Origin of the sequence: Longicatena sp. 210702-DFI.1.196, assembly GCF_020563125.1 — a bacterium.
Lineage (GTDB): Bacteria > Bacillota_I > Bacilli_A > Erysipelotrichales > Erysipelotrichaceae > Longicatena > Longicatena caecimuris.
Window position 1 is genome coordinate 175693 of record NZ_JAJCPX010000001.1, and the last position, 23002, is coordinate 198694.

At 37.8% G+C, this 23002-nt stretch carries 16 protein-coding genes; 14 read left to right on the forward strand and 2 right to left on the reverse strand.

The genetic code is table 11. From position 1 onward, the window contains the following. The 12 genes from LI241_RS00920 (at window position 1) to LI241_RS00975 (ending at window position 16666) form a co-directional block, all read left to right on the forward strand. Entirely contained in the window at window positions 1–1467 is a 1467-nt protein-coding gene (locus LI241_RS00920; RefSeq protein ID WP_008689005.1) for a DUF2779 domain-containing protein, read from the forward strand. Further along, window positions 1460–2314: a DMT family transporter gene (locus LI241_RS00925; RefSeq protein WP_008689004.1), complete on the forward strand. Its 855-nt coding sequence runs from the start codon at window positions 1460–1462 to the stop codon at window positions 2312–2314. The genes LI241_RS00920 and LI241_RS00925 overlap by 8 nt, the downstream gene beginning before the upstream one ends. A 9-nt stretch (window positions 2315–2323) precedes the next feature. Next, window positions 2324–3250 carry a CorA family divalent cation transporter gene (locus tag LI241_RS00930; RefSeq protein ID WP_008689003.1) on the forward strand — a complete coding sequence of 309 codons (927 nt, stop codon included), beginning with the start codon at window positions 2324–2326 and terminating at the stop codon, window positions 3248–3250. 324 nt (window positions 3251–3574) lie between these two features. Further along, window positions 3575–6103 carry an ABC transporter permease gene (locus LI241_RS00935; protein WP_008689002.1) on the forward strand — a complete coding sequence of 843 codons (2529 nt, stop codon included), beginning with the start codon at window positions 3575–3577 and terminating at the stop codon, window positions 6101–6103. A gap of 1 nt (window position 6104) precedes the next feature. Further along, entirely contained in the window at window positions 6105–6824 is a 720-nt protein-coding gene (locus LI241_RS00940; RefSeq protein ID WP_227150842.1) for an ABC transporter ATP-binding protein, read from the forward strand. 4 nt (window positions 6825–6828) lie between these two features. Beyond that, window positions 6829–9300: an ABC transporter permease gene (locus LI241_RS00945; protein WP_008689000.1), complete on the forward strand. Its 2472-nt coding sequence runs from the start codon at window positions 6829–6831 to the stop codon at window positions 9298–9300. Between the two features lie 5 nt (window positions 9301–9305). After that, on the forward strand, window positions 9306–10025 hold the full coding sequence (locus tag LI241_RS00950) for an ABC transporter ATP-binding protein (protein WP_008688999.1): 720 nt from the start codon (window positions 9306–9308) through the stop codon (window positions 10023–10025). Between the two features lie 4 nt (window positions 10026–10029). Next, the gene (locus LI241_RS00955) at window positions 10030–12516 is read left to right on the forward strand and encodes an ABC transporter permease (RefSeq protein ID WP_008688998.1); all 2487 of its coding nucleotides are present in this window, start codon (window positions 10030–10032) and stop codon (window positions 12514–12516) included. Between the two features lie 153 nt (window positions 12517–12669). Next, a complete protein-coding gene (locus tag LI241_RS00960; protein ID WP_008688995.1) occupies window positions 12670–13281 on the forward strand; it encodes a hypothetical protein in 612 nt (203 codons plus the stop codon). A gap of 433 nt (window positions 13282–13714) precedes the next feature. Next, the gene (locus LI241_RS00965) at window positions 13715–15616 is read left to right on the forward strand and encodes a YgiQ family radical SAM protein (protein ID WP_008688994.1); all 1902 of its coding nucleotides are present in this window, start codon (window positions 13715–13717) and stop codon (window positions 15614–15616) included. Further along, window positions 15613–15972, forward strand: coding sequence for a CidA/LrgA family protein (locus LI241_RS00970; protein WP_008688992.1), 360 nt, complete (start codon window positions 15613–15615; stop codon window positions 15970–15972). Before LI241_RS00965 ends, LI241_RS00970 begins: the two co-directional genes overlap by 4 nt. After that, window positions 15965–16666 (forward strand): LrgB family protein, encoded by a 702-nt coding sequence (locus LI241_RS00975; protein ID WP_008688991.1) that lies wholly within the window; start codon window positions 15965–15967, stop codon window positions 16664–16666. The genes LI241_RS00970 and LI241_RS00975 overlap by 8 nt, the downstream gene beginning before the upstream one ends. 103 nt (window positions 16667–16769) lie before the next feature. Here the strand turns inward: LI241_RS00975 and LI241_RS00980 are convergent, their stop codons facing one another. Further along, window positions 16770–17858 carry a peptidoglycan-binding domain-containing protein gene (locus LI241_RS00980; RefSeq protein WP_008688989.1) on the reverse strand — a complete coding sequence of 363 codons (1089 nt, stop codon included), beginning with the start codon at window positions 17856–17858 and terminating at the stop codon, window positions 16770–16772. Window positions 17859–18126: 268 nt separating this feature from the next. Here LI241_RS00980 and LI241_RS00985 point away from each other — a divergent pair, with 268 nt between their 5' ends. Both LI241_RS00985 and ftsH read left to right on the forward strand, forming a co-directional pair. Next, window positions 18127–18558, forward strand: a complete 432-nt coding sequence (locus LI241_RS00985; protein WP_008688987.1) for a MarR family winged helix-turn-helix transcriptional regulator — start codon at window positions 18127–18129, stop codon at window positions 18556–18558. Then, window positions 18551–20404 (forward strand): ATP-dependent zinc metalloprotease FtsH, encoded by a 1854-nt coding sequence (gene ftsH, locus LI241_RS00990; protein WP_008688984.1) that lies wholly within the window; start codon window positions 18551–18553, stop codon window positions 20402–20404. Before LI241_RS00985 ends, ftsH begins: the two co-directional genes overlap by 8 nt. A gap of 62 nt (window positions 20405–20466) precedes the next feature. On the opposite strand, the gene LI241_RS00995 is transcribed toward ftsH, so the two are convergent. Continuing rightward, the gene (locus LI241_RS00995; protein WP_227150840.1) at window positions 20467–22740 is read right to left on the reverse strand and encodes an EAL domain-containing protein; all 2274 of its coding nucleotides are present in this window, start codon (window positions 22738–22740) and stop codon (window positions 20467–20469) included. Window positions 22741–23002 lie beyond the last annotated feature (262 nt).

Sequence of the window (23002 nt, forward strand, 5' to 3'; positions counted from 1 at the left end):
ATGTATCATATTACCGATATAAAAAAGATGGAACGTTGTGAACGTTTGTTTTGGTTAAGTAGAAGAGTTCAAAAGTCATTTACTCCTTATGTGCAATATACAGAAAGTATGACTTCGCTGATGAAAGAACGTCTGTTGTTGCCAAATGATTGTTTTGAAGGACAGGCAAATGATGATCCTGCTTTAGCGTTGCAGGCTTTCGCAGAGAAAAAGCCATTGGTCAATGCCCGTTTTGCATATGAAGATTTACGTATCAAAGTTCCTGTACTTATACAGGAGGAAGGTAAGACCATCCTGTATATGAGTTATCGCAGCTGTTACCCTAAGGAACAGGAAGCTCAATATATCGCCGATATCATTGCGGTGTTGCAATTGTTGGATATTAGAATAGATGAAATCTATGCCATTCATTTGAATGCGGAGTATATACGGGGAAAAACATTAGATGTACATGCATTACTTACCATCAGTGATCATTTTTATAATTCACATAATCGCCCTGGTAAAAATATTTTTCAGCTTGTACAAATGAAACTGCGAGATATTCGCCCATTGCTTGAGAATATGCGTATATTAGATGCATTGGATGAGATAAAACCAAAGCGGACATCGTTTTGTACTAGAGGAAATAAATGTTCTTTTTATAAAGAATGTTTTCAAGAAGAAAGTCAACCTGGCGCTATTACTAATCTAGTTCAATCACAGCATAAATATGCGATGAAAGAAGAGGGAATCCAACGTTTAAAGGATGCCGATCTTGATCGTATTGAAGGAACACGCCATCAATATGCCCAGATCATGGCGGATACATATGGCGGGCTGTATGTGGATGTTGCCGCCTTAAAAACTTGGCGCAAAGATCATATCAGTTATCCCCTTTCTTATCTGGATTTTGAATGGGAAACGTATGCCTTTCCACCTTATGAAGGAATGAAGCCTTTTGATGTTTTGACCTTTCAGTTCAGCCTCCATGTTGAAGAGGAAAAAGGAAAGACATTACAACATACTGGTTTTATCGGTGAGAAAGATTGTCGCCTTGCCTTTATAGAAGCTTTGTTAGCAAGTGTACCGAAAACGGGAACGATTTTAGTCTATAATATGGAGGGGGCTGAGAAACTGCGCTTGGTACAATTGGCCCAACAGTTTCCGCAATATGAAAAAGCTTTGATGCAGATATGGGAACGCATGGTGGATTTATCCCTGCCTTTTTCCACCGGAAATGTTTATGATGTACGTATGGCAGGTCTGTTTTCTTTAAAGACGTTGGTGCCGATTTTCAGTTCTTATCATTATGAAGATTTGGCCATTTCTTATGGATTAGATGCGGTAGCAAAATGGCGGGAGTATCAAGAAAGTGAAGGTACTAAGAAACAACAAATCTATGAGGAGTTAACACAATATTGTGCAATGGATACTTATGCAGAATATATCGTCTATCATGCTTTAGAAGGATTTATGGATGTTTAAGCGACTGCAACGTAGTGATTATGAGATGATCTTAGCAATGATCATCTTTGGCACACTTGCTCCATTTGTACGCAATGTAGCAACATCCAGTGCCACCATAGCTTTTTCAAGAACCTTGTTGGGAGCTATCGTATTGCAAATTATGCTCCTTTTTAAACGACAGACGCATTCTTTAGCGAAAGGTGAAAGAAAGCTTATGGTGCTATCTGCAGCTGCGTTAGCCGGTAATTGGATTTTTTTATTTGAAAGCTATCGTTATGTCAGTGTGTCCATAGCAACCATGCTGTATTATACAGCTCCTATATTGGCTTTGTTATTATCTTTTATATTCTTTCATGAGCCACTTACCAAACGTCAAATAGGGTGTTTTATATTAACCTTGATTGGCTGTATTCTCATTTCATGGCAACCACAAAGTGCATTTAACTTACGTGGTGTGATTATGGGATTATGTGCTGCTTTCTGTTATGCAATGATTTTATTACTACAACGTTTTCGAAAGCCAATGCCTGGATTATTATTGACAAGTTGGCAGTTATCGATTGCGGCCATCCTACTTGGCATATATTTAGTAATAAGTAAAGATACCACCATGTTACATATATCGTTAGCCCAACTTCCCTGGTTGTTATGCATTGGTATTGTTCATACTGCATTGGCGTATTATTTATATTTTCATGCATTGGCTCACTTAGCTTTAGCACGTAGTGCATTATATAGTTATCTCGATCCGTTGACTGCTATATTACTATCTTTTCTAATCTTGCAAGAATCGTGTACAGGAATGCAGGGAAGTGGAATCGTCTTATTATTTAGTGCTATGCTCTTATATTCATATCAGAAATGAGGTGTCAATATGCTGTATCGATTAGAACAAAAAATGATTCCTATTACACTAGATGATGTCAATGATACCGTGTTATGTGCAGGCGTATATCGCATGGCGGAAATGGAACCATTACTTGCCCATTTTGGCTTTGCCCCACAGACATTGCGGGAATTGAAAGAACATCATCAGCATACGGTTAATAAGTTAGATGCTTATTTTGGTTATTGCTTTGGTCTTGTGCATGAAATTATAAAACAGGATGAAGAACTTTCTTTTATTCATATTGGTGTATATTTTAAAAAGAACCTCATCTTACTAGTTTGTGAAGATGAAAAAGCATTGCAGCGATTTCAACACAGGTTAGAGTTAATACCAAACACCAGTTATAGCCTAGAACATGTTTTGGCTATTCTTTTAGAAAGTGTTTTGGCACCTATGCATCCTCTATTTGAATCTATTGAGAATACAATCATGCAGATGGAAGAAGATATTTTGAGTATGCAAAAGGTGACGATGACTGCCAATATCATGAAGATTCGTCGTGAAATCACGATGCTGTCACATTACTTTGCGCAAATGATGGATATCGCCGAGGAGTTGCAACAAGATGAAAATGATCTATTTCAAAAAGATCAGTTGCATCATATTCGTATTTTTGCCGATCGTGTGCAACGCTATGAACAAAGCGTGCAAATGCTAAAAGATTACATCATACAAGTACGCGAATTGCAGCAGTCACAATATGATTTGAATCTAAACCGTATGATGTATGTTTTTACGATCGTAACCATCATCTTTTTACCTCTTACATTGATTGTTGGATGGTATGGCATGAACTTTACGACTATGCCGGAATTAACATGGCGCTATGGCTATCTTTTCGTGATTGCTTTATCACTCATTACGATTGTTGGTTGTATCTGGTATTTTAAGAAAAAAGATATCTTACAATAAGAGCAGATGAAAAATGTGTATGGTGTTAAGAAAAAGCGATAAGAGTAATTGTATAATTGATGCAGAAGAGCGCATTGGTTATTCTTTTCTAGATTCAAGATTGGTTATAAAATGAATACGAGAAAAAGGCTTTTACGATACAATATTCTATCCAATCAAATACAGCATTCTTTTGCCCCTGATATTTTATCGGTATGAAGAAAAGATTTTATAGCAGCACTCGCTGTTTTTTTTGTAAACTCACAAAATTATTTTGAAAATTTTCAAAGAGTTATGAAAAAACCATCATGTTGTGCTACAATATAAGAAAAGGGAAATGAGCATATGAAAAAGAGGGAACACACAAAGACACCTTTCCTGTTACGGTTAGGGTGTTTTTCAAAAATCGCATGTATATATAAAGCGCTGCATTATCAACAGCGTTTTCAGCAGTTTCTATTGATGATCCTTTTGTTATTTGCCATGTTATCGGTATCCATCAGCGTTAGTGTCTTTACGCGTAGTGATTCTATCGTAGCACGCATTGATCAGATGCATGCCACACATACCGCAATCATTTCCGATTCACCAAAAGGAATGTACAAGTTTTTGGATGTCATACAGAAAGAAGAGCATTGCTTTGACTATTATGAAAAGACAAGCGTCTTTCCGTATGCCCCATATCCAGGAAGCTCTATCCAAGGATCTTTCCCCTTGTATATTGAAGGCTATGTGAAAAGTGATGCTAACTATCCTTTATTGGATGGCAAACCTCTAGAAAAGCTAATAGGAAATGAAATTGCCATCACCCAAAGCTATGCCAAACAGCTGGAAGATAAAGGCATCCAGGTACTTGGTCATAAGGAAGTCATCAAAGATCCATCCAATGGAAAAACGTATTCCTTTGTGATTGCTTCCATCATGGAATATCCCAACTATAACCAAGGGTATATCGGACAAAACGATATTAATAAAGTCGATATGTTCACGATTGCCAAACCAGCCGTTGCAATTGGAAATTATGAAACAATCAAGAAGCTGGAAAAAGCCTCTATCTATGGCAATGCCATGGCAAAGATACGCTTTCATGATTATCATGAGCAGGATGAATATGACCTACGTTCACGCATGTATCTGGATTATACCTATATTACCGGAGAGATGGCTTCCTATCCTGATTTCCGTCTGTTAGCAGAAGAGATGAATGCCAATAAAATCATGAATGGGATCTTTCAGTTTGTATCGCTATGCGTTACCATCTGTATGCTAATCAGCTCTTGCTTTGTGCTTTATGCTTTTATGAAACGGAAGCTGATAAAGGATCAGGAAAAATTAAGCTTAATGTTTATGAATGGGGTTCGCCGTTTGAATATCCGCAATGCCTATTTGCTGGAAATCGTACAAATCTTTTTACAGGCCTTTATCATTCATCTTATCCTTCTGTTTATGATGCAATGGTTTCTGCATGTCTTGAACCGTTACGATTTATTATTGCTGTTTACATTATCAATGAAAGGATGGCTCTTGATCATTGGCAGTACACTGTTATTTTTAGCAGCCTTGCTCTTTCAGGTAACATTGCAGGTTCGTTCCTGTTTTAAAGGCAATTTGGTAACGGCAATACGCTCGCGCTCTTTGCATTTGAAACATCATAAGAGCATACACTATCGCTATCAAAGCTTACAAATGGCGTTGCGTGATATCGTAACCACTCCATTTTCCAGCCTGCGCAGTGTCGTTTCTTTGGCCTTCGTGTTTGTGACCTTGCTGGTATTAAGTGGTACTTCTACCATCTTATTTCATCTATATACACCAGAAACGTTTGGTTTATCTTTCGATTATATGTTAAAAGGACCTATCTCCTTTTCATCTTTTACAAAGCTGCAAAAAACATATCTGGATGAAGATTTCGTGTTTGTCGCTGCGGAAAGTGCAGATACCAGTGTCTATCGTTGTTTTATGGTCGATGATCGCAGCAATCGCGATGAAAATCTCTATCATTATTATCCGGGATTATTGATGATCATGGATGGACCTTTGGATAAATTTCTTCCTTTACGAAAGGGAACCTATCCACAGGAAGCCAATGAGCAGCACTTAGGTGAGCGTGCCTTTGAGTTACAATATGGCATGACGACCAGACGTTTAGAACATGATTTTGGCTTATACACCATGCAAGATAAAAAGGTGGCACAGGATGATACATTACGTACGAAAACTTATGTAGAGTATAGTCTTAATCATTACTTATCCGCATCCCAGTTACATGGCTTTACAGAATCCATTATCAATAATGGGTATATTACATTCTTTCGCGCAAAGCGAAGACCTTTAAATACCTATTGGTATCCGGAAATTCCAACGACATTGCTACGCTTAAAGGATGAAAAGCAAGCAGCTACTTTTGAAACGACATGTAAGCAACAAGGAATCACTTATGTTCGCTACAAGGATATCTTAGATGTGCTGCAGGAGAATAACAATGCCTTACAAGCACGCTTATTTGCTATTATGGCAGGAGTTGCCAGCTTAACGATCTTAGTTGGCTGTATGACGATGTATGCAAATGTCCAAAGTGACATCGAAGAAAAACGTCGGGAAGAAGGCTATCTGTTAAAACTGGGCTGGCAAAGAAACATGCAAAAGAAACGATTGCTGTTGCATGAAATTATTTTGCTGGTTATGGCGTTCTTGCTGGGGTTATTGCTATATGCGGTATTCAAACTACCTTATTTTGCTATTTTGCGTGATTATCTAGGTTTATATACGTTGCCATCCGCATATTCAATAATGCCATGGCTAATGGCCTTGTTATGTGCAGGCGGTGTCTTGCTGTTATTGGTTATCGGAAGACATCGTGGAAGGGAGATATAATATGATTGATGTAAAAAACTTGCGAAAATCTTATCAGACGCAAGATAAGATCGTTGAAATCTTGAAAGGTATCAATATTCATGTAAATCCCGGTGATTTTATGATCATCATGGGGAAAAGCGGCAGTGGAAAGACAACGTTTCTGAATTGTGTTTCCGGTTTTGATACGATTGATGAGGGAAGTATCGAAATTGGTGGCACAAAACTAAATGAAATCAAAGGCAAAGCGTTGGAACAATTGCGTTTACATCAGTTTGGTTTTATCTTTCAGGACAATTATTTAATCGATAATCTGACAATCTTAGAAAACGTAGCGATTACTCGTTTGCAATACGATGCGAAAGCGTATGAAAAAGCAATTGAATTATTGAAGAAGGTGCATATTGATCATTTAAAGGATAACTATCCATCTCAGGTGTCCGGAGGAGAAAAACAGCGTTGTGCGATTGCCAGAGCCTTGGTAAATGAACCAAAGATCTTGTTTGCGGATGAACCAACCGCAGCCTTGGATCGACAGACTGCTGATGAAATCATGAACATCTTAAGTGAGCTGAATAAACAAGGACAAACGATCTTGATGGTAACTCATAGTCCGCGAATTGCCGCATATGGAACAAGAATGGTGTTTGTGGAAAGTGGGGTATTTGAATGCGATGAAGCCTTTACCGGTGATGATCTAGAAGCCAACTATCAGCGAGTGATGGAAATCACGGAGCGCTAAGCTTATGAAACTTGTATATAAAACGTTGCATCAGAAACAGATGTTTACACATGGCTTATTGATCGTACTGCTGTTTTTATCTATGCTGTCTTTACAAGTAACCTGCACGGTTTTTACGAAGAATCAAAGCATGGCAAAACGTATTGAACATTTAGATGTTGCCACAACAACCATCTTCAGCAGTCCTTCGATGAATTTTGATACGTATCTGAAAGAATATCAGGAACAAGGTAAATTTAACTTCACGTATGAAAAAGGTAGTGCATGGCCATACCTGCCTTATTCAACTAGCTGGATGCAGTCAAAATTTCCATTATATTTAGAAAGCTATATTCAAAGTGATGATGCATACCCTTTGTTAGAAGGAAAGCCATGCAAAGAATTAAAGGGTAATCAGATTGCCGTTATGAACGGCTATGCCAATGCTTTACGAAAACAAGGCATAGAACCCTTGCATCATCAAATTAGTATTCAAGATGATATGGGAAATGCGCATACCTTTCAAATTGAAAGCATCCTATATTATACAAACTATGAAGATGGCTATGTGAATCATAAAAATGAAGACGCAATAAAAGATTATCAAATCTTACCACCGGCTGTTGGTATCGTAAAACAAGAAACTTTGCAAAACTTACGTAATGAGATTATCAAAGCCAAAGGAGAAGGTGCGACAGGGGCCTTCAGTACGATGTTAAAAGTACGTTTTGATAGTTATGATATGCAGGATGAATATGAATTTCGCCAGGATGCTTTAGATACCTATTATATGTCATCGGCAGATTTTCGTTTATTGGCGGATGAATTAAATGGCAATCGAGTACAAGATGCTATCTTCCGTTTTGTGTCAATGAGTGTAACGGCATGTTTATTGCTAAGCTGCTTATTTGTTCTGTATGCCTTTTTAAAGCGGAAACTGCTAGATGATCAGGAAAAATTAAGTATTCTTGTCATCAATGGCATTACCAAACGCAATATTCAAAGAGCTTATGATCTGGAATATGGACGATTGTTTGTATTCGCAATCCTTTATCTAATCCTTTTTGATTTTTTCACATATCTTGTTCTTCAGCAGCAAAGTGATTATATTTTGCGCTTACTATTTACCATGTCATGGGAAACGGCAAAATGGTTGTTACCTTTATTAGTTGCTTTCATCATTGTTTTAATGCTGATGATTCGTTGGCAAGTGCATCGCTGCTTCCATGGCAATTTATTTCGACAAATCAAAGGAAAACATCTGTCGGTAAAACGGAAACGACGTGTCATCAGTTATCGCTTTCAGCCACTGCATATGGCAATGCGACAATTTCAGACAGATCCATTTATGGGAATACGGAATATCTTCTCTTTAGCCGTTATTTTCTTAACGATCCTGCTTTTGTCCATGACGCAAGGAATCTTATCACATTTGTATACACCGGCTACCTTTGGCTTACAATTTGATTATCAAATAGCTGCGGGTATGCCTTATGATGATTATGAAAAAATCAAACCATATATAAAAGAATATGCACTTCTAGAGATGAACAAAGAAGAAAATGGTATTATGAAAGAATATATGGTAAATGATCGCAGTACACGCGAGAGTGTAGATTTTCGTTATTTTCCGGGGATGCGTTTGGTATTAACCGGAGATTTGGATGAATTTCTTCCATTACGAGAAGGCTCTTATCCACGGATACCGGATGAAAAACATAATGGGATAGATTATTCGAAAGAGCGTGCTATGGTGCCGCGGCGTATTCAATATGATTTTGATAAATATATCGCCAATTCGGATTATGTAAATCAACATCCTGAATATGCCAATGATACGTATGCCGAATTTGTCGAAGGCTTTTCAGTTCATGGTGCAGCGATTTATGGTTTTACAGAATCCATTATGAATCAAGGTTATGTTGCTTTTACATCGCGAAGAAAAAGTCCGGTTGACAAAGTCCATTATCCATATCTTCCTAAGATGTTGGTAAAGGTCAAGGATGAGAAAGCAAAAGCAGATATGGAAAAGATGATGAAACAAAGTGCATTGACGTATAATTCTTATGATAGCGTCTTAGCGATGCTGCAGGAAAATAATGATGAATTGAACCAGAAGCTGCGATATGTCATGAGTGTTGTCTTTGGAATGGAAATCCTTGTGTTAGCCATTACGCTATACGCCAATATCATGGCCGATAAGGCGCAGCAAAAAGCGATGTATACATGTTTTGCACGCATCGGTGTTAAGAACAGCTTGCGTCGGCGCAAAGAATTTTCTTATGAAGCGTTGATGCTGCTTCTAGCCTTTCTTATGACGGCGTTGCTGTATATACTTGTACAATATCCGTATTTTAATGTATTAGGCATTTATCTTGGTGTATATGAATTACCTTCATCGTTAAGCATGATGCCTATGCTAATGGTAATCTTCGTTATCATATTAAGTGCAGGGATGTTGTTTTATGGAAAAGCGCAGCATAAAAAGGAAGGATGAACAGTATGATTGATGTAAAAAACTTACGAAAGTCTTATCAGACCCAGGATAAGACCGTTGAGATCTTGAAAGGGATTAATATTCATGTAAATCCCGGTGATTTTATGATCATCATGGGGGAAAGCGGCAGTGGAAAGACGACCTTTTTGAACTGTGTTTCCGGTTTTGATACGATTGATGAGGGAAGTATTGAAATTGGTGGTACAAAGCTAAATGAAATCAAAGGCAAAGCGTTAGAACAATTGCGTTTGCATCAGTTTGGTTTTATCTTTCAGGACAATTATTTGATTGATAATTTAACAATCTTAGAAAACGTGGCTATAACCAGATTGCAGTATGATGCGAAAGCATATGACAAAGCCATGGAACTATTGAAGAAGGTGCATATTGATCATCTAAAGGATAACTATCCATCTCAGGTATCCGGAGGAGAAAAACAGCGTTGTGCAATTGCCAGAGCCTTGGTAAATGAACCAAAGATCTTATTTGCGGATGAACCAACCGCAGCCTTGGATCGACAGACTGCTGATGAAATCATGAACATCTTAAGTGAGCTGAATAAACAAGGACAAACGATCTTGATGGTAACTCATAGTCCGCGAATTGCCGCATATGGAACAAGAATGGTGTTTGTGGAAAGTGGGGTATTTGAATGCGATGAAGCCTTTACCGGTGATGATCTAGAAGCCAACTATCAGCGAGTGATGGAAATCACGGAGCGCTAAGCTTATGAAACTTGTATATAAAACCTTGCATAAGAAACAAGCTTTCCTGCATGCTATGCTGATACTGCTGCTCTTTCTTTCCCTATTATCTTTGCAAATCACCTTTACAGTGTTTACAAAAGGGCAAAATATGGCAGAACGTATCGATAAGATGGATGTAGCCACGACCAATATTTTTTATAAAGAATATGATGATGAAATCAAGGATTTTTTGCAAGAGTATAAAGAAGATGGCAACTTAGACTTCACTTATGAAGAAAGTTTGGTATGGCCGTATGGCGTTTTTTCAACAAGCTGGATGCAAGAAACATCTCCTATCTATTTAGAAGGATTCGTGAAAAGCGATGCGCATTATCCGTTATTAGAAGGTAAGCCCTTAAAAGATTTAAAGGGGCATGAAATCGGGGTCATGGAAAGCTATGCACGTTCTTTACGAAAACAGGGCATTGAACCTTTAGGACATGAGATTGAAATTACTGGATCCTTCCAAGAAAAAGAAAAATTTACGATAACAAGTGTTTTTGATTATCCTAATTACGATGATGGCTATGCCAATCAAAAGAATAGTAAAGCTATTCAGGATTATCAGATTACCAGACGTGCCGTAGGTATCGTTAATGAGAAAACCATAGAACAAATAAACGGTCATTATGTGAAAACGTATGGTCTTGAAAAGGCGGCAGGTCTATATGAGCGTATCTTAAAATTAAAAATCAAGGACTATTCAGCACAGAAAGAGTATGCCCTGCGCAGTGATGCGTATAATGATGATCGTACTTCTTCCGCTCAGATAGATTTTCGTTTACTTGCGGATGAAATTGATGGTAATCATGTACAAGATGGTATCTTCCAATTTGTATCCTTAAGTGTTACCTTTTGCTTGGTGGTAAGCTGTTTATTTGTTTTGTTTGCCTTTATGAAACGTAAGCTGATCGAAGATCGTGAAAAGCTGCATATTTTGATTGCCAATGGGATCATGAAGAAAAATATTCAAAAGGCATATGGAATGGAATATGGGCAGCTGTTTGCTGCAGCGCTTGGTCTGCTGATTGTTTTTGATATCGTGTTGCAGCTAGTGTTGGCACATCAACAAAACTATGTCTTGCGTCTGTTATTTTCTTTATCAACGAAAACAGTGTTATATCTTTTGCCGGTTACCATCCTTTTCTTTATCGGATTGCTCGCTTTGATGCTATGGCAAGTACATGCCTGTTTCCAGGCAAATCTATCCCATGCGATGAAGGCGAAAGACGTGCATATTACAAAACGTACACATCGTATTCGGTATCGTTGGCAGAGTCTGCATATGGCATGGCGAGAAGTTTTAACACATCCGTTTTCTTCCATGCGTAATATTCTTTCTTTAGCTATTATCTTTTTAACAATCTTGCTGCTGTTTATGACGCAAAGTATTTTATGGCATTTGTATACGCCGGCTACCTTTGGCTTACAATTTGATTATCAGTTGTATAAAGGGATAGCTTATGATGATTTTATGGAACTGAAAAAGGAATATTTTGATGTCTTTGCTTTTATGGATGAAACAAAGCGTTTTACCAGTATCGATAAGGAATTCATGGTTTATGATAAAAGCACGCGGGATAGTGTAGAATTTCATTATTATCCAGGCATGCGCATTACCTTAACTGGAAGTCTAAAGCATTTTCTACCGGTAAAAGAGGGCGTTTATCCGCCACCGGTTGGAGCAGAAGGTGGCGAAACATTGATGGAAAAGATGCGTACTATGGTGCCACGTCGTATCCAACATGATTTTCATCGCTATATCATGTATTCTGACTATGTGAAAAAACATCCTGAAGTTGCTAATGACACTTATGCTGAATTCTCACAGGGATGGCGAGTAAATGGATATCCGATCTATGGCTTTACAGAATCTATCGTAAATCAAGGCTATGTGGCATTTGCCAGTCGTAACATGAGTCCTTTAGATAGAGAGCATTATCCACAAATGCCTAAGACTATCCTAAAACTAAAGGGCAGCTCACAAAAGCAAGTTTTTGAAGCTGCTTTAAAGGAAAAAGGCATTGCCTATGATAGCTACGATACGGTATTACACATCTTGCAGGAGAATAATAACGATTTGAGTCTGAAATTACGCTATGTCATGATTAGTGTTGCAATGATGGGCAGTTTTGTCTTGTTGTTGACTTTATATGCCAATGTGCGTGCAGATGAAGCTATGCAAAAGATGAGCAATATTTGTTATGCACATATCGGTATGCAAAAAAAGATTCGGCTGCAGCGAGATATCTTATATCAAGGCATGATTATTGTAGCAGCTATGATTTTAGCTATTCTCTTGTATGGTATTTTACAATATCCTTATTTCCAGGTGTTAGGAGTTTATCTTGGTTTATATGAATTGCCATCAGGAGCTATCTGGATTCTTCCTGTTTGCCTCGTTATTGTGGTACTGCTATACCTACTGCTTATTGTAATAACCAGAAAACGAAAACACCCCAATATCTGATGGTGTAAGATAGGTATTTCATGGTACGATGAGGAAATCTGTTTACTGTAGCTATTGCGTAACGATTTCCTCTTATAATAGAAGTATATTTTTATATTTTTAATTGCAAAGTATGTAATGCCCGATGTTAGGAAATGAAAGAAGGTGAATAAAGTGGATGAGAGCATAAAGAAAACCTGTAAGAAGTTGAACTTAAGTGAGCTAAACTATATAAAGTGTATATGCAGATTTACGAAAGATACAATTAATTCCGCAAAAAAGGATATTAAAGACAATCTTGATATTGGTAATGATAAAAAACGTGTATGGGCTTTGTTTGGAAAAGATGGAAAAGATTGGTACTGTTTAGAAGTCGGTTCCAGCAATAACATACAAACAGAAATACTATCAAATCTACAGAGTATGCAGCAAGAGCCAAAAGCGGTATGGAAAGGTGCTTATTTTCATAAGGATGAAAAATTGTTTGCATTCCAAACCTACATGGATAGAGCCAGTTGTAAATATCGTGGCATGTTACAGCTATGTGAGGAATTTTGTTGGTGTGAAATTGATATCGATTCCTATGTGGGTGCTAATCAGCTACCTGAAGATATGGAAAGCAACGATATCAACGATCATTTAGAAAATTATGTAGAAGCAAAATTTGCCTATGATACAAAGGCTCTATTTTGGAATCCTTCTCCTGCAACAAACGGTAATAAAGAAAAAGCAATCCTACAGGAATTAGAGAAAGTAGAGAAGTTAAAGATGGCACAAAAAGGTTAGTTTTGCTAACTTATTATGAAATATATAAATTTAATTCGTTAATGATCGTATATTGTTAGTGATTCAGCTAATGATTTACGATTGTTAGTTATATAGCTAATAAATACTGAAAATAAGTAAATATCAACAATTTGCAGAATATTATTTATTAGAAACTTTATGAAGCATAATTCGTTTTTTGATTCATGAATTTAAAATGGAAGATCATGAGTTTTAAAAAATTAAAAGGATACAGTATGAGCGGCTGATAATTAGTTAAGTGCATCCGTGCGATATCTGGATCATAAGGAAAAGATAGAAACTGCTACATTCCTTTGTTTCTTCTTCTAAATTACGCGCATCATGAAAATAATCAAAAAAATCCTTTCATGAGGTGACGAATGAATGCCTTCTATGGTACTATTATATGGCTTATAGAGATGGAGGCGTTATTATGGCTTTTTTACCAACAACACGCGAGGAAATGCTGGAACAGGGATATGAACAAGTAGATTTTGTTTATGTTAATGGGGATGCTTATGTGGACCATCCTTCCTTTGGTTGTGCCATCATTACCAGAGTTTTACAGGCGTATGGCTATAGCTGTGCAATCTTAGCTCAACCGGATTGGCATAAGGATGAAGAATTTTTACAATTTGGAGAACCACGGTTAGGTTTTCTAGTATCTGCCGGCAATATTGATTCTATGGTGAATCACTATTCTGTAAATAAACGCCGCCGTGATCATGATTCTTATAGTGATGATGGTGTCATGGGAAAACGCCCGGATCGCCCTACGATCGTATACACTCAAATCTTGAAACGACTGTTTCCACATAAACCGGTATTGATTGGTGGCATTGAGGCTAGCTTACGGCGCCTATCGCATTATGATTATTGGGATGATGCTGTACGACGCAGTATTCTGATGGATTCACAGGCAGATCTATTGATGTATGGCATGGGAGAAAATACGATTGTTGAGGTTGCGGATGCATTGGCAAGTGGCTTAGCAGCAAAGGATCTATGTTATATACGCGGTACTTGCTGGAAAACCAAAAGTCTAGAGTATTTGAGTGATTATATCTTGTTGCCCAGCTATGAGGAAGTAAAAGCGGATAAGCGCACTTATGCCAAGAGTTTTCATATCCAGCATGAAAATATTGATGCCATTGCGGCAAGTGTATTGGTAGAGCCTTATGATGGTTGGTATGTCGTACAAAATCAACCACCATTGCCATTGACACAGGAAGAGATGGACTTTACCTATTCCTTGCCATATGAACGCACCTTCCATCCAAAATATCATTATATCCCGGCAATTGAAGAAGTGCAGTTTTCCATCGTATCCAATCGTGGCTGCTTTGGCTCCTGTGCTTTCTGTGCCATCACCCATCATCAGGGACGTGTAATTTCTACACGTAGTAAGGAAAGCATTGTCGAAGAAGCAAAACGCATAACCGAGATGCCGAATTTCAAGGGGTATATTCATGATGTAGGAGGGCCTACAGCTAATTTCTCACGAGAAGCTTGTGATAAGCAGCGAGAATTTGGGGCCTGTAAGAAACGAGAATGTTTATTTCCAAAGCCTTGTGGCAACATGGTAGTGGATCACAGTCGTTATTTGGATATCTTGCGTTCCGTTCGTGAATTACCTAAAATTAAGAAAGTTTTTATTCGTTCTGGTATTCGTTATGATTATCTGATGCAGGATAAAAATGATGAGTTCTTTGATGAATTGGTAAAATATCATATCAGCGGGCAGTTGAAGGTAGCTCCTGAACATATCAATGCGGCTGTGTTAGATAAAATGGGAAAACCACGCAAGGAGCTCTATTTAAAATTTGTTGAAAAATTTAAAGAGAAGAATGAACAGTTCCATATGGATCAATATATTGTGCCTTATTTGATGAGTTCACATCCAGGCAGCGATTTACAGGCAGCCATAGAATTGGCTTGTTATTTAAAGAAGATCCATTATACACCGAAACAGGTACAAGATTTCTATCCAACACCGGGGACACCGGCTACTTGTATGTATTACACCGATTTGGATCCTAAGACGATGCGTCCTGTTTATGTAGCGAAGACTTGGGAAGAAAAAGCAATGCAGCGTGCCTTGATGCAATTTACATATCCACAAAATTATGATCTGGTGTACAAAGCATTAAAAAAAGCAGGAAGAGAAGATTTGATTGGCAATGGTCCAAAGTGTTTGATCTCGTATCGTCGTCCATCCGCTAATAATTTTTCACACAAACAAGCAAAAGGGAAAGATAAGACTATGAATAAAAAGAATGTTGGAACAAAGAAAAGGACAAACGCACATAAAAGAGAAAGGAATGCGCAGCGATGAAATTGTTTCGTGAAATTATCATCATCTTTGGCATTAGCTATATTGGAGAATGTCTGTCTACGCTTTTACATTTACCCTTGCCAGGTAGTCTGGTAGGAATGCTGTTACTGTTGTTACTGTTGTCTTTTCGTATTCTGCGGCTGGATATGATCGCAACAGTTTCGGATTTTTTGTTAGGACATCTACCATTTTTCTTTATTCCGGCTGGTGTTGCTTTGATGGCAAAATTTTATCATATCGCCGATATTTGGATTCCAATCCTCTTAATCTGCATGGTGACTACAGTGATTACGATGGGGTTGAGTGGATGGAGCATGCAACAGGTGATGGAGAAATGGGGGAAGAAGCATGGATGAACTTATCAATACCCCTATGTTTGGCATCTTATTGTCATTGCTTGCTTTTGAAATAGGGTTATTTATCCAAAAGAAAACAAAGCTCTTATTTCTGAATCCGTTACTCATTGCCATCGCTCTTATCATTATCGTGTTGCTGATTAGTAACATTCCATTAGAAAGCTATCAGCTTGGTGGCGATATTATCAATCTGTTTTTAGGACCGGCGACAGTTGTTTTAGCGGTTCCTTTGTATCAACAGTTACATAATCTGAAAAATTATTTTGTTCCTATCATGATAGGAATTTGTGTGGGGATCTTAGTTGGCATGATTTCAACGATATCTTTATGTCTTTTAACTCATTTTGATGCTGACATCATTGCTTCTTTAGTTCCTAAATCAATCACAACGCCGATTGGAATTGAAGTAAGTGCACAGCTGGGCGGGATACCTGCTATTAGTGTATTGACAATTTTAGTTACTGGGATTTTTGGAGCAGTTGCAGCGGATGTCGTTTTTCGTGTTTTTCATATCAAACATCCTGTCGCAAAAGGAATTGCTTTGGGAACTAGCGCTCATGCCATTGGAACGACCAAGGCTTTATCGTTAGGCAAAGTAGAGGGTGCGATGAGCTCTTTGGCAATAGGCGTCAGCGGTATTATCACCGTCATGATAGCTCCGTATGTATGGAATATCGTAATGTCGATTTTATAAAAAAAAGGAAGTCCATGTTATCATGCAATTTTTTGGATGATCATGTTGCTTCCTTTTTTAATGTGTTTTTATATCTTTATCACTATTTTTTCATTATGCTTGCTTATGGAGAAATCGCTTTTTCATAGACTTCAAGTTCTTTGCACATCTGCTTTATCAGCTGCCATTGTGTCTCATCCAGGATGCCATTGACTGGAAGGCCGAGCAGTCGCTGAAAGCTTTTTATGGCTTGTCTTGTTGTTTGAGCATCTTCCATAGCACAGTAAGGAATCGTAGGATAATAGGCATGCAAGATGTTCAGCTTTTCTTTTAATGTGTTTAATTGTTCTGTTGTTGCTATGGATAGGGGGGTGAACAAAGGCAAAGAGCCAGCAGTATGCTGCATGATGGTAAAAGCAAGCTCATATGCCCATTGTATCGTAAATGGAGTCAAATGATCCATGCAAGGAAGATGCCAATACCTGTGGAAGGCAAGAAGTGCTTCCATGCTGTCATGGTTCCATTGACCATTCTGTTTAGCGATGATAGGCAATGCCTGGTGAAAGCTGGATATGATATGGTATTGTTGTTGAAACTGTAATCGATAGGTTTTTTTCTGCTCATCAGATAGAGCAGTAATAGGATTTTTTTGATTACTATAAGCATTAAAATAGTGTACGGCTTTTGCTAAAAGGTCAGGATAGAAGCAATAAGTGGCAGTTGCAGCTTTACTACCTTCATCTGTTGTGGAGTCTTGTTCCTGCAAGCTCAACAGTTTCATAATGGAAGCCTCAAGTTGTTCATCAGATGAGGTAGGATTCATCTTTTCACTTAAAAGGTGCATTAATTTACTGATGACGGGTTGAAAAACACCGGCAGGGAAACAAGAAACAGGTGGGTCATGGGCAAAGCATAGACAATCTTTTGTCACTTGATGAGTATTGCCTTTTTGGGTATTTGTACGCATCAAAGTTAATAGACAACTTCGTTCATTCGCATACAGGATGACTTTTTGCTGTAAATTACGAAAGTTTCCTATACGTATATCAACCAGATATTCCACAGGGTTTTTACCATCCACATAAAGGGGAATCCAGGAAGTCATACCATAAGCATCACTTAACAGAAAATCTTCAAATACCAGAATGTTTTGTTGTTTGCGATAAATACGTATGCAGGCTTGGGCAACAGGTGAAAAGGTTTCCTGTGTCATGACATGAACTTGTAAATATGCGGTTGCGATTGTTTCACCTCCCCTACATTACGGTATGTTTCACTAGACAAAGGGCATGGGTGGAATGCCTAGCAAAAGCAAAAATGGAAGGAAATGGAATGATAACCTTTTCAATATGTGAATTATGTGAGAAGTATAGAGTTTTGATGTTGAAAACAGCAAAGGTATTGACGTTATAAAAGGCAAGGTGTATATTCATCACATAAACTATTTCATGCGTGAAATAATAGGAAGTGAGGACGCTGTTATGGGCAATGAGGAACGTATTGTTCGTTTGATCAGAACGATAACTACACATTTGCATAGCTGTATGAATCGCTGTTATGAAGATTATGGAATGACGGGTATTCAAGGGCTTGTACTGATGGAAGTGGCAAATGATGAAGAATGTAAACTGGGGGCATTGGCACAGCGCTTGCTAATGACGAATTCAAATCTATCCGCCATTATCAAACGAATGGAAGAGCATGGTTGGATACGCAGATGCCGTTCACCTCAGGATGAGCGTATTGTCTATGTACGCTTAAGCAATGAGGGCGCAGCTATTCTTGCGGATATTAAAAAGCGTATGGATGCTAAGTTGGACTTTCTGAAGCAAGAAGATGAAGAAAGTATTAAGCAAATGATACAGAGTCTGAAACGACTTGATGATCTTTTGCAGGAGGTTACCTATGAATAAGCAGAAAAAGCCATTATATTACTATTATTTAATCATCTTAATCGTTCTGTTAGGAATTAATCTTGTATTTACTATGTTTCGTGGGGATAAAATTAAAAACGTGAACTACAATGATTTTATGAAACAAATTGAACAGCATCAGATAAATGAAGTAGAAATAGGTGATCAGAATATTACGTATTCACTTAAAGGGGAAACGAAACAGCTGTATAAAACAGAAACGATGGAAACAGATACGAGTTTATCACAGCGCTTATATGATGCCGGAGCTAAATTTACGCGTATTCATACGAAAGAAATGAATCCTTTGTTATCTTTTCTATTGACATTTATCTTACCGGTTGCTTTCTTATGGTGGCTAGGTAATCGGATGTTTAAAAAGATGCAGAAGAAAATGGGTGGCGATGCCATGAGTTTTGGCGGTGGTTTTGGTAATTTTGGCAAAAGCGATGCTAAAATTTATGTAAAAAGTCAAAGCGGTAAAACCTTTCGTGATGTAGCAGGACAGGAAGAGGCGAAGGAATCTTTACAGGAAATGGTTGACTTTTTAAAGGATCCAGAAAAATATAGTAAGATTGGTGCACAAATGCCAAAAGGGGCATTATTAGTAGGTCCACCGGGTACCGGTAAGACGTTATTAGCCAAAGCTGTTGCCGGAGAAGCCAATGTGCCTTTCTTCTCTATATCCGGTTCCGAATTTGTTGAAATGTTTGTTGGACGCGGAGCTGCCCGAGTACGTGATTTATTTAAACAGGCTCGTGAAAAAGCTCCATGCATTGTCTTTATTGATGAAATTGATACGATAGGGAAAAAGCGAGATGGTGCAGGCGTTGGTGGAAATGACGAACGAGAACAGACGTTAAATCAGTTATTAGCCGAAATGGATGGTTTTGATGGCAGTACCGGTGTTATCATCCTAGCTGCGACCAATCGTCCGGAATCCTTAGATCAGGCATTGTTGCGTCCGGGACGATTCGATCGCCGCATTCCGGTGGAATTGCCTGACTTGCATGGACGTGAAGCAATTTTACAAGTTCATGCGAAAGATGTTAAAATCAGTAAACAAGTTGATTTCCGCGCGATTGCCAGAGCTACAGCAGGGGCCAGCGGTGCAGAACTTGCTAATATTATTAATGAAGCAGCTTTGATTGCTGTAAAAGATCATCGTAATCAAGTATTGCAGAAGGATTTAGAAGAAGCTGTTGAAATTGTGATTGCCGGTTATGAACGTAAAAATGCTGTGATTTCAGCGAAAGAAAAACTCATTGTATCCTATCATGAAATTGGTCATGCCTTAGTAGCAGCCCGCAGTAAACATTCCATGCCAGTCGCAAAAATTACGATTGTACCAAGAACAAGTGGAGCTCTTGGCTATACTATGCAGGTACCGGAAGATGAAAGTAATTTGATTACAAAGGATGAGGCTTTTACGAAAATCGTAACATTCTGTGGCGGACGAGCTGCGGAAGAATTGATTTTCCATTCCATTACCAGTGGTGCAGCAAATGATATCGAACAGGCAACCAAAATTGCCAGAAGTATGATCACTCGTTTAGGAATGAGTGAACAGTTTGGCATGACTGCTTTAGAAACAGTGAATAATCGCTATCTTGGACAAGATGCGACACTTGCTTGCAGTGATCAAACGGCAACCAAAATTGATGAAGAAGTAGTGAAACTGATACAGGATGCATATCAACAAGCATATCGAATACTTGAAGAAAATAAAGATAAATTGCATGAGCTGGCAAAGTTCTTATATGAAAAAGAAACGATTACCGGTGAGCAGTTTATGGCAATTTTGAATCGCCCGCGGCAAATTGAAACAAGCGCGGTGCAGGAATAAAGAAAACGTCATAGGACAGGATGCATGTCAACAGCAACTGTGTTATGACGTTTTTTATTTACTTAATCAGATTCTTTAAGAAAGCCTTCTCCCCAATAGCCAACAGGATCTTTCAACAATAACTTCTTAAAATCATTTGCCGGCATTGGTTTAGCAAAGACATATCCCTGGATGAAATCACAGCCACATTTTTCTAAGAAGTACACTTGATCAGGCTCTTCAATACCTTCTGCAACGACCGCGATATGAAGCTGTTTCGCCAAATGAATAATATGGGAAACAATGATGCGAGCTTTCTCTATAGAAGCACCTTTGCGAAAGAATAAGATATCTAATTTTATGACCTGAATAGGAAGTTCTTTTAATGTATTCAAGGAAGAATAGCCAGCACCGAAATCATCAATTGAACAAAGGAATCCATGAGTACGCAGTTCACTGATCTTGGCACTTAATAACGCATGGTCTTCAATCGCTAGACTTTCGGTGAATTCCAATTCTATCACATCATCACAAAGTTCATATTGTTCTTTTATCGAAACATAATAGCTTATGAAATCTTCCTGGAAAATGTCTAATCTTGAAACATTGACTGCTAGATGAATGCGATGTGTGTGATTTTCAAAATAATCGTGCAGCCATTTGCAGGCAGAAGCAAACATATAACGATCTAAAAGAACAATGAATCCATTACGTTCAAATATCGGAATAAAGTCATTTGGAGGAATGATGGTTCCATCACTTTTTTGCCAACGTACCAAAACTTCTCCACCCATGATGCGATGATTATGATGAGTATCCGTTTTAGGCTGTATATACATTTTAAATTCACCATTCTTCAAGGCAAGCTGCATTTGACTTTCAATCTCATTAACATGTAGGATATTTTGACGAATGGTATCGGAATAAAATGCTTGCCGTATTTCACGATTTGCTTTAATTGACTGTTGCGCCATCTTAGCACGGTTATACATCTTATTTACACTTAACACATCTTCTGGTTTTGTTACACAGTAAAAACCAATTGCAAATGAAATAGGGAAAGAATGTGTATTGCAATGCTCTTTCGCAATAACAGCTTTCATGATATGTTCATGCCATTCGATTAATTGGTTAGGTTCTTGGAAAAAACGTATACCCGTAAAATGATCGGCACTTTCACGACAGAAGAAATCATGTGTTTGCATATTGGCAAGTAGGCAATTGCACATGATTTTTAATAAAGCATCACCGGCCTCATAGCCAAAGGTGTCATTATAGATTTTAAAATTATCAATATCCCCATACCAAAAGGCGAATGGTTGAAATGCGTCTTTTCTTTGGATTATCTGTTCTTCCACATCTATAGAAAATTTGACAAAGTTTGATATACCGAGCACAGGATCTGCAAAGGCTAGTCTTTCAAGATGTTGCTTTGTGCGATTGTGCGTGCGATTAATAAGGTAAAAGAGTAGTAAAAAGATCAATAAGGCAAAGCCTGTTAACAGAATGATTCCATAGCTCAGCGTATGATCTGCATTAATCATATTTTCATTTACGATACTTAATAAATACCAATCGTTATACGATAATGGTGTATATAAGCACCAATAAGTTTGTTTATCCTCATCATATGTGAAGAAATGTGATGTTTTATCTTTGAGGTTTTGATGAATACTTGTTAATTGTTCTTCACTAAGATTACCAATATCCCCTATATTTTCCACCGTTGCTGATTTCATAGAACGAATGATATAAGTGCCGTTGCTGTCAATGATATTGGAATAGCCACTGTGACTGAAGATGGCATTATCCAAAACACTCCGCAGTCGCTGAGTTTTATCAGCCGCTAGTAACACACCGATATTTTGATTATTACTGATAATAGGAACACTATAATAATTGAGGTAGTTATTACTGAAAGGATCTTTTAATGTCTTAGAAATGGTAAGGTTTCCTTGCATGCCTGATTGAAAAATAGGAGAGGAACTAAAATCAACCTTATGATGAATGGTGCCATCTAAATCAACCATGTCGGCTTTCCCATTGCTATGAATGATACCCATGCGATAAAACGCGTTGCGATCATTGATCTTACGGATAATAGGAAGTAAATGTTTTAAATCCATAACTTTCATTTCACCAAGTGTAAGTGCCACACCGTCAAGGGTTTCCATATTATTCGCTATTTGTTCGTTAACCGTTGTCTTCATATTTTCTACAGACTCTTCAAAATAAGCAATATTTTTCTGATTGCTTTCTTTCATCATATAGAAAATAAAACCGACACCTGAGACGAAAAAGCACAGGCATAATATAAGAATAATACGATAATATCTACTTGTTTTTTTTGTTACCATGACTATCTCCTATATAAATCATCATCCGATATCCCTTACATCGGTTATAGTTCTTACATTATAGCATGGATTATGTAAAGAGTGGTACTAGAATAAGAATTCCTATTTATTCACTTTATTTTTAGCATATATCATGTATATATCATACTTCTACAAGTAATCTGTAATGAATGAAGATAACAATTACCGAAAATAAGATACCACTTTCAGCAAATGATAAGAAATAAAAAATATGGCATTGCTCTTTCAGTTACTATCCTAT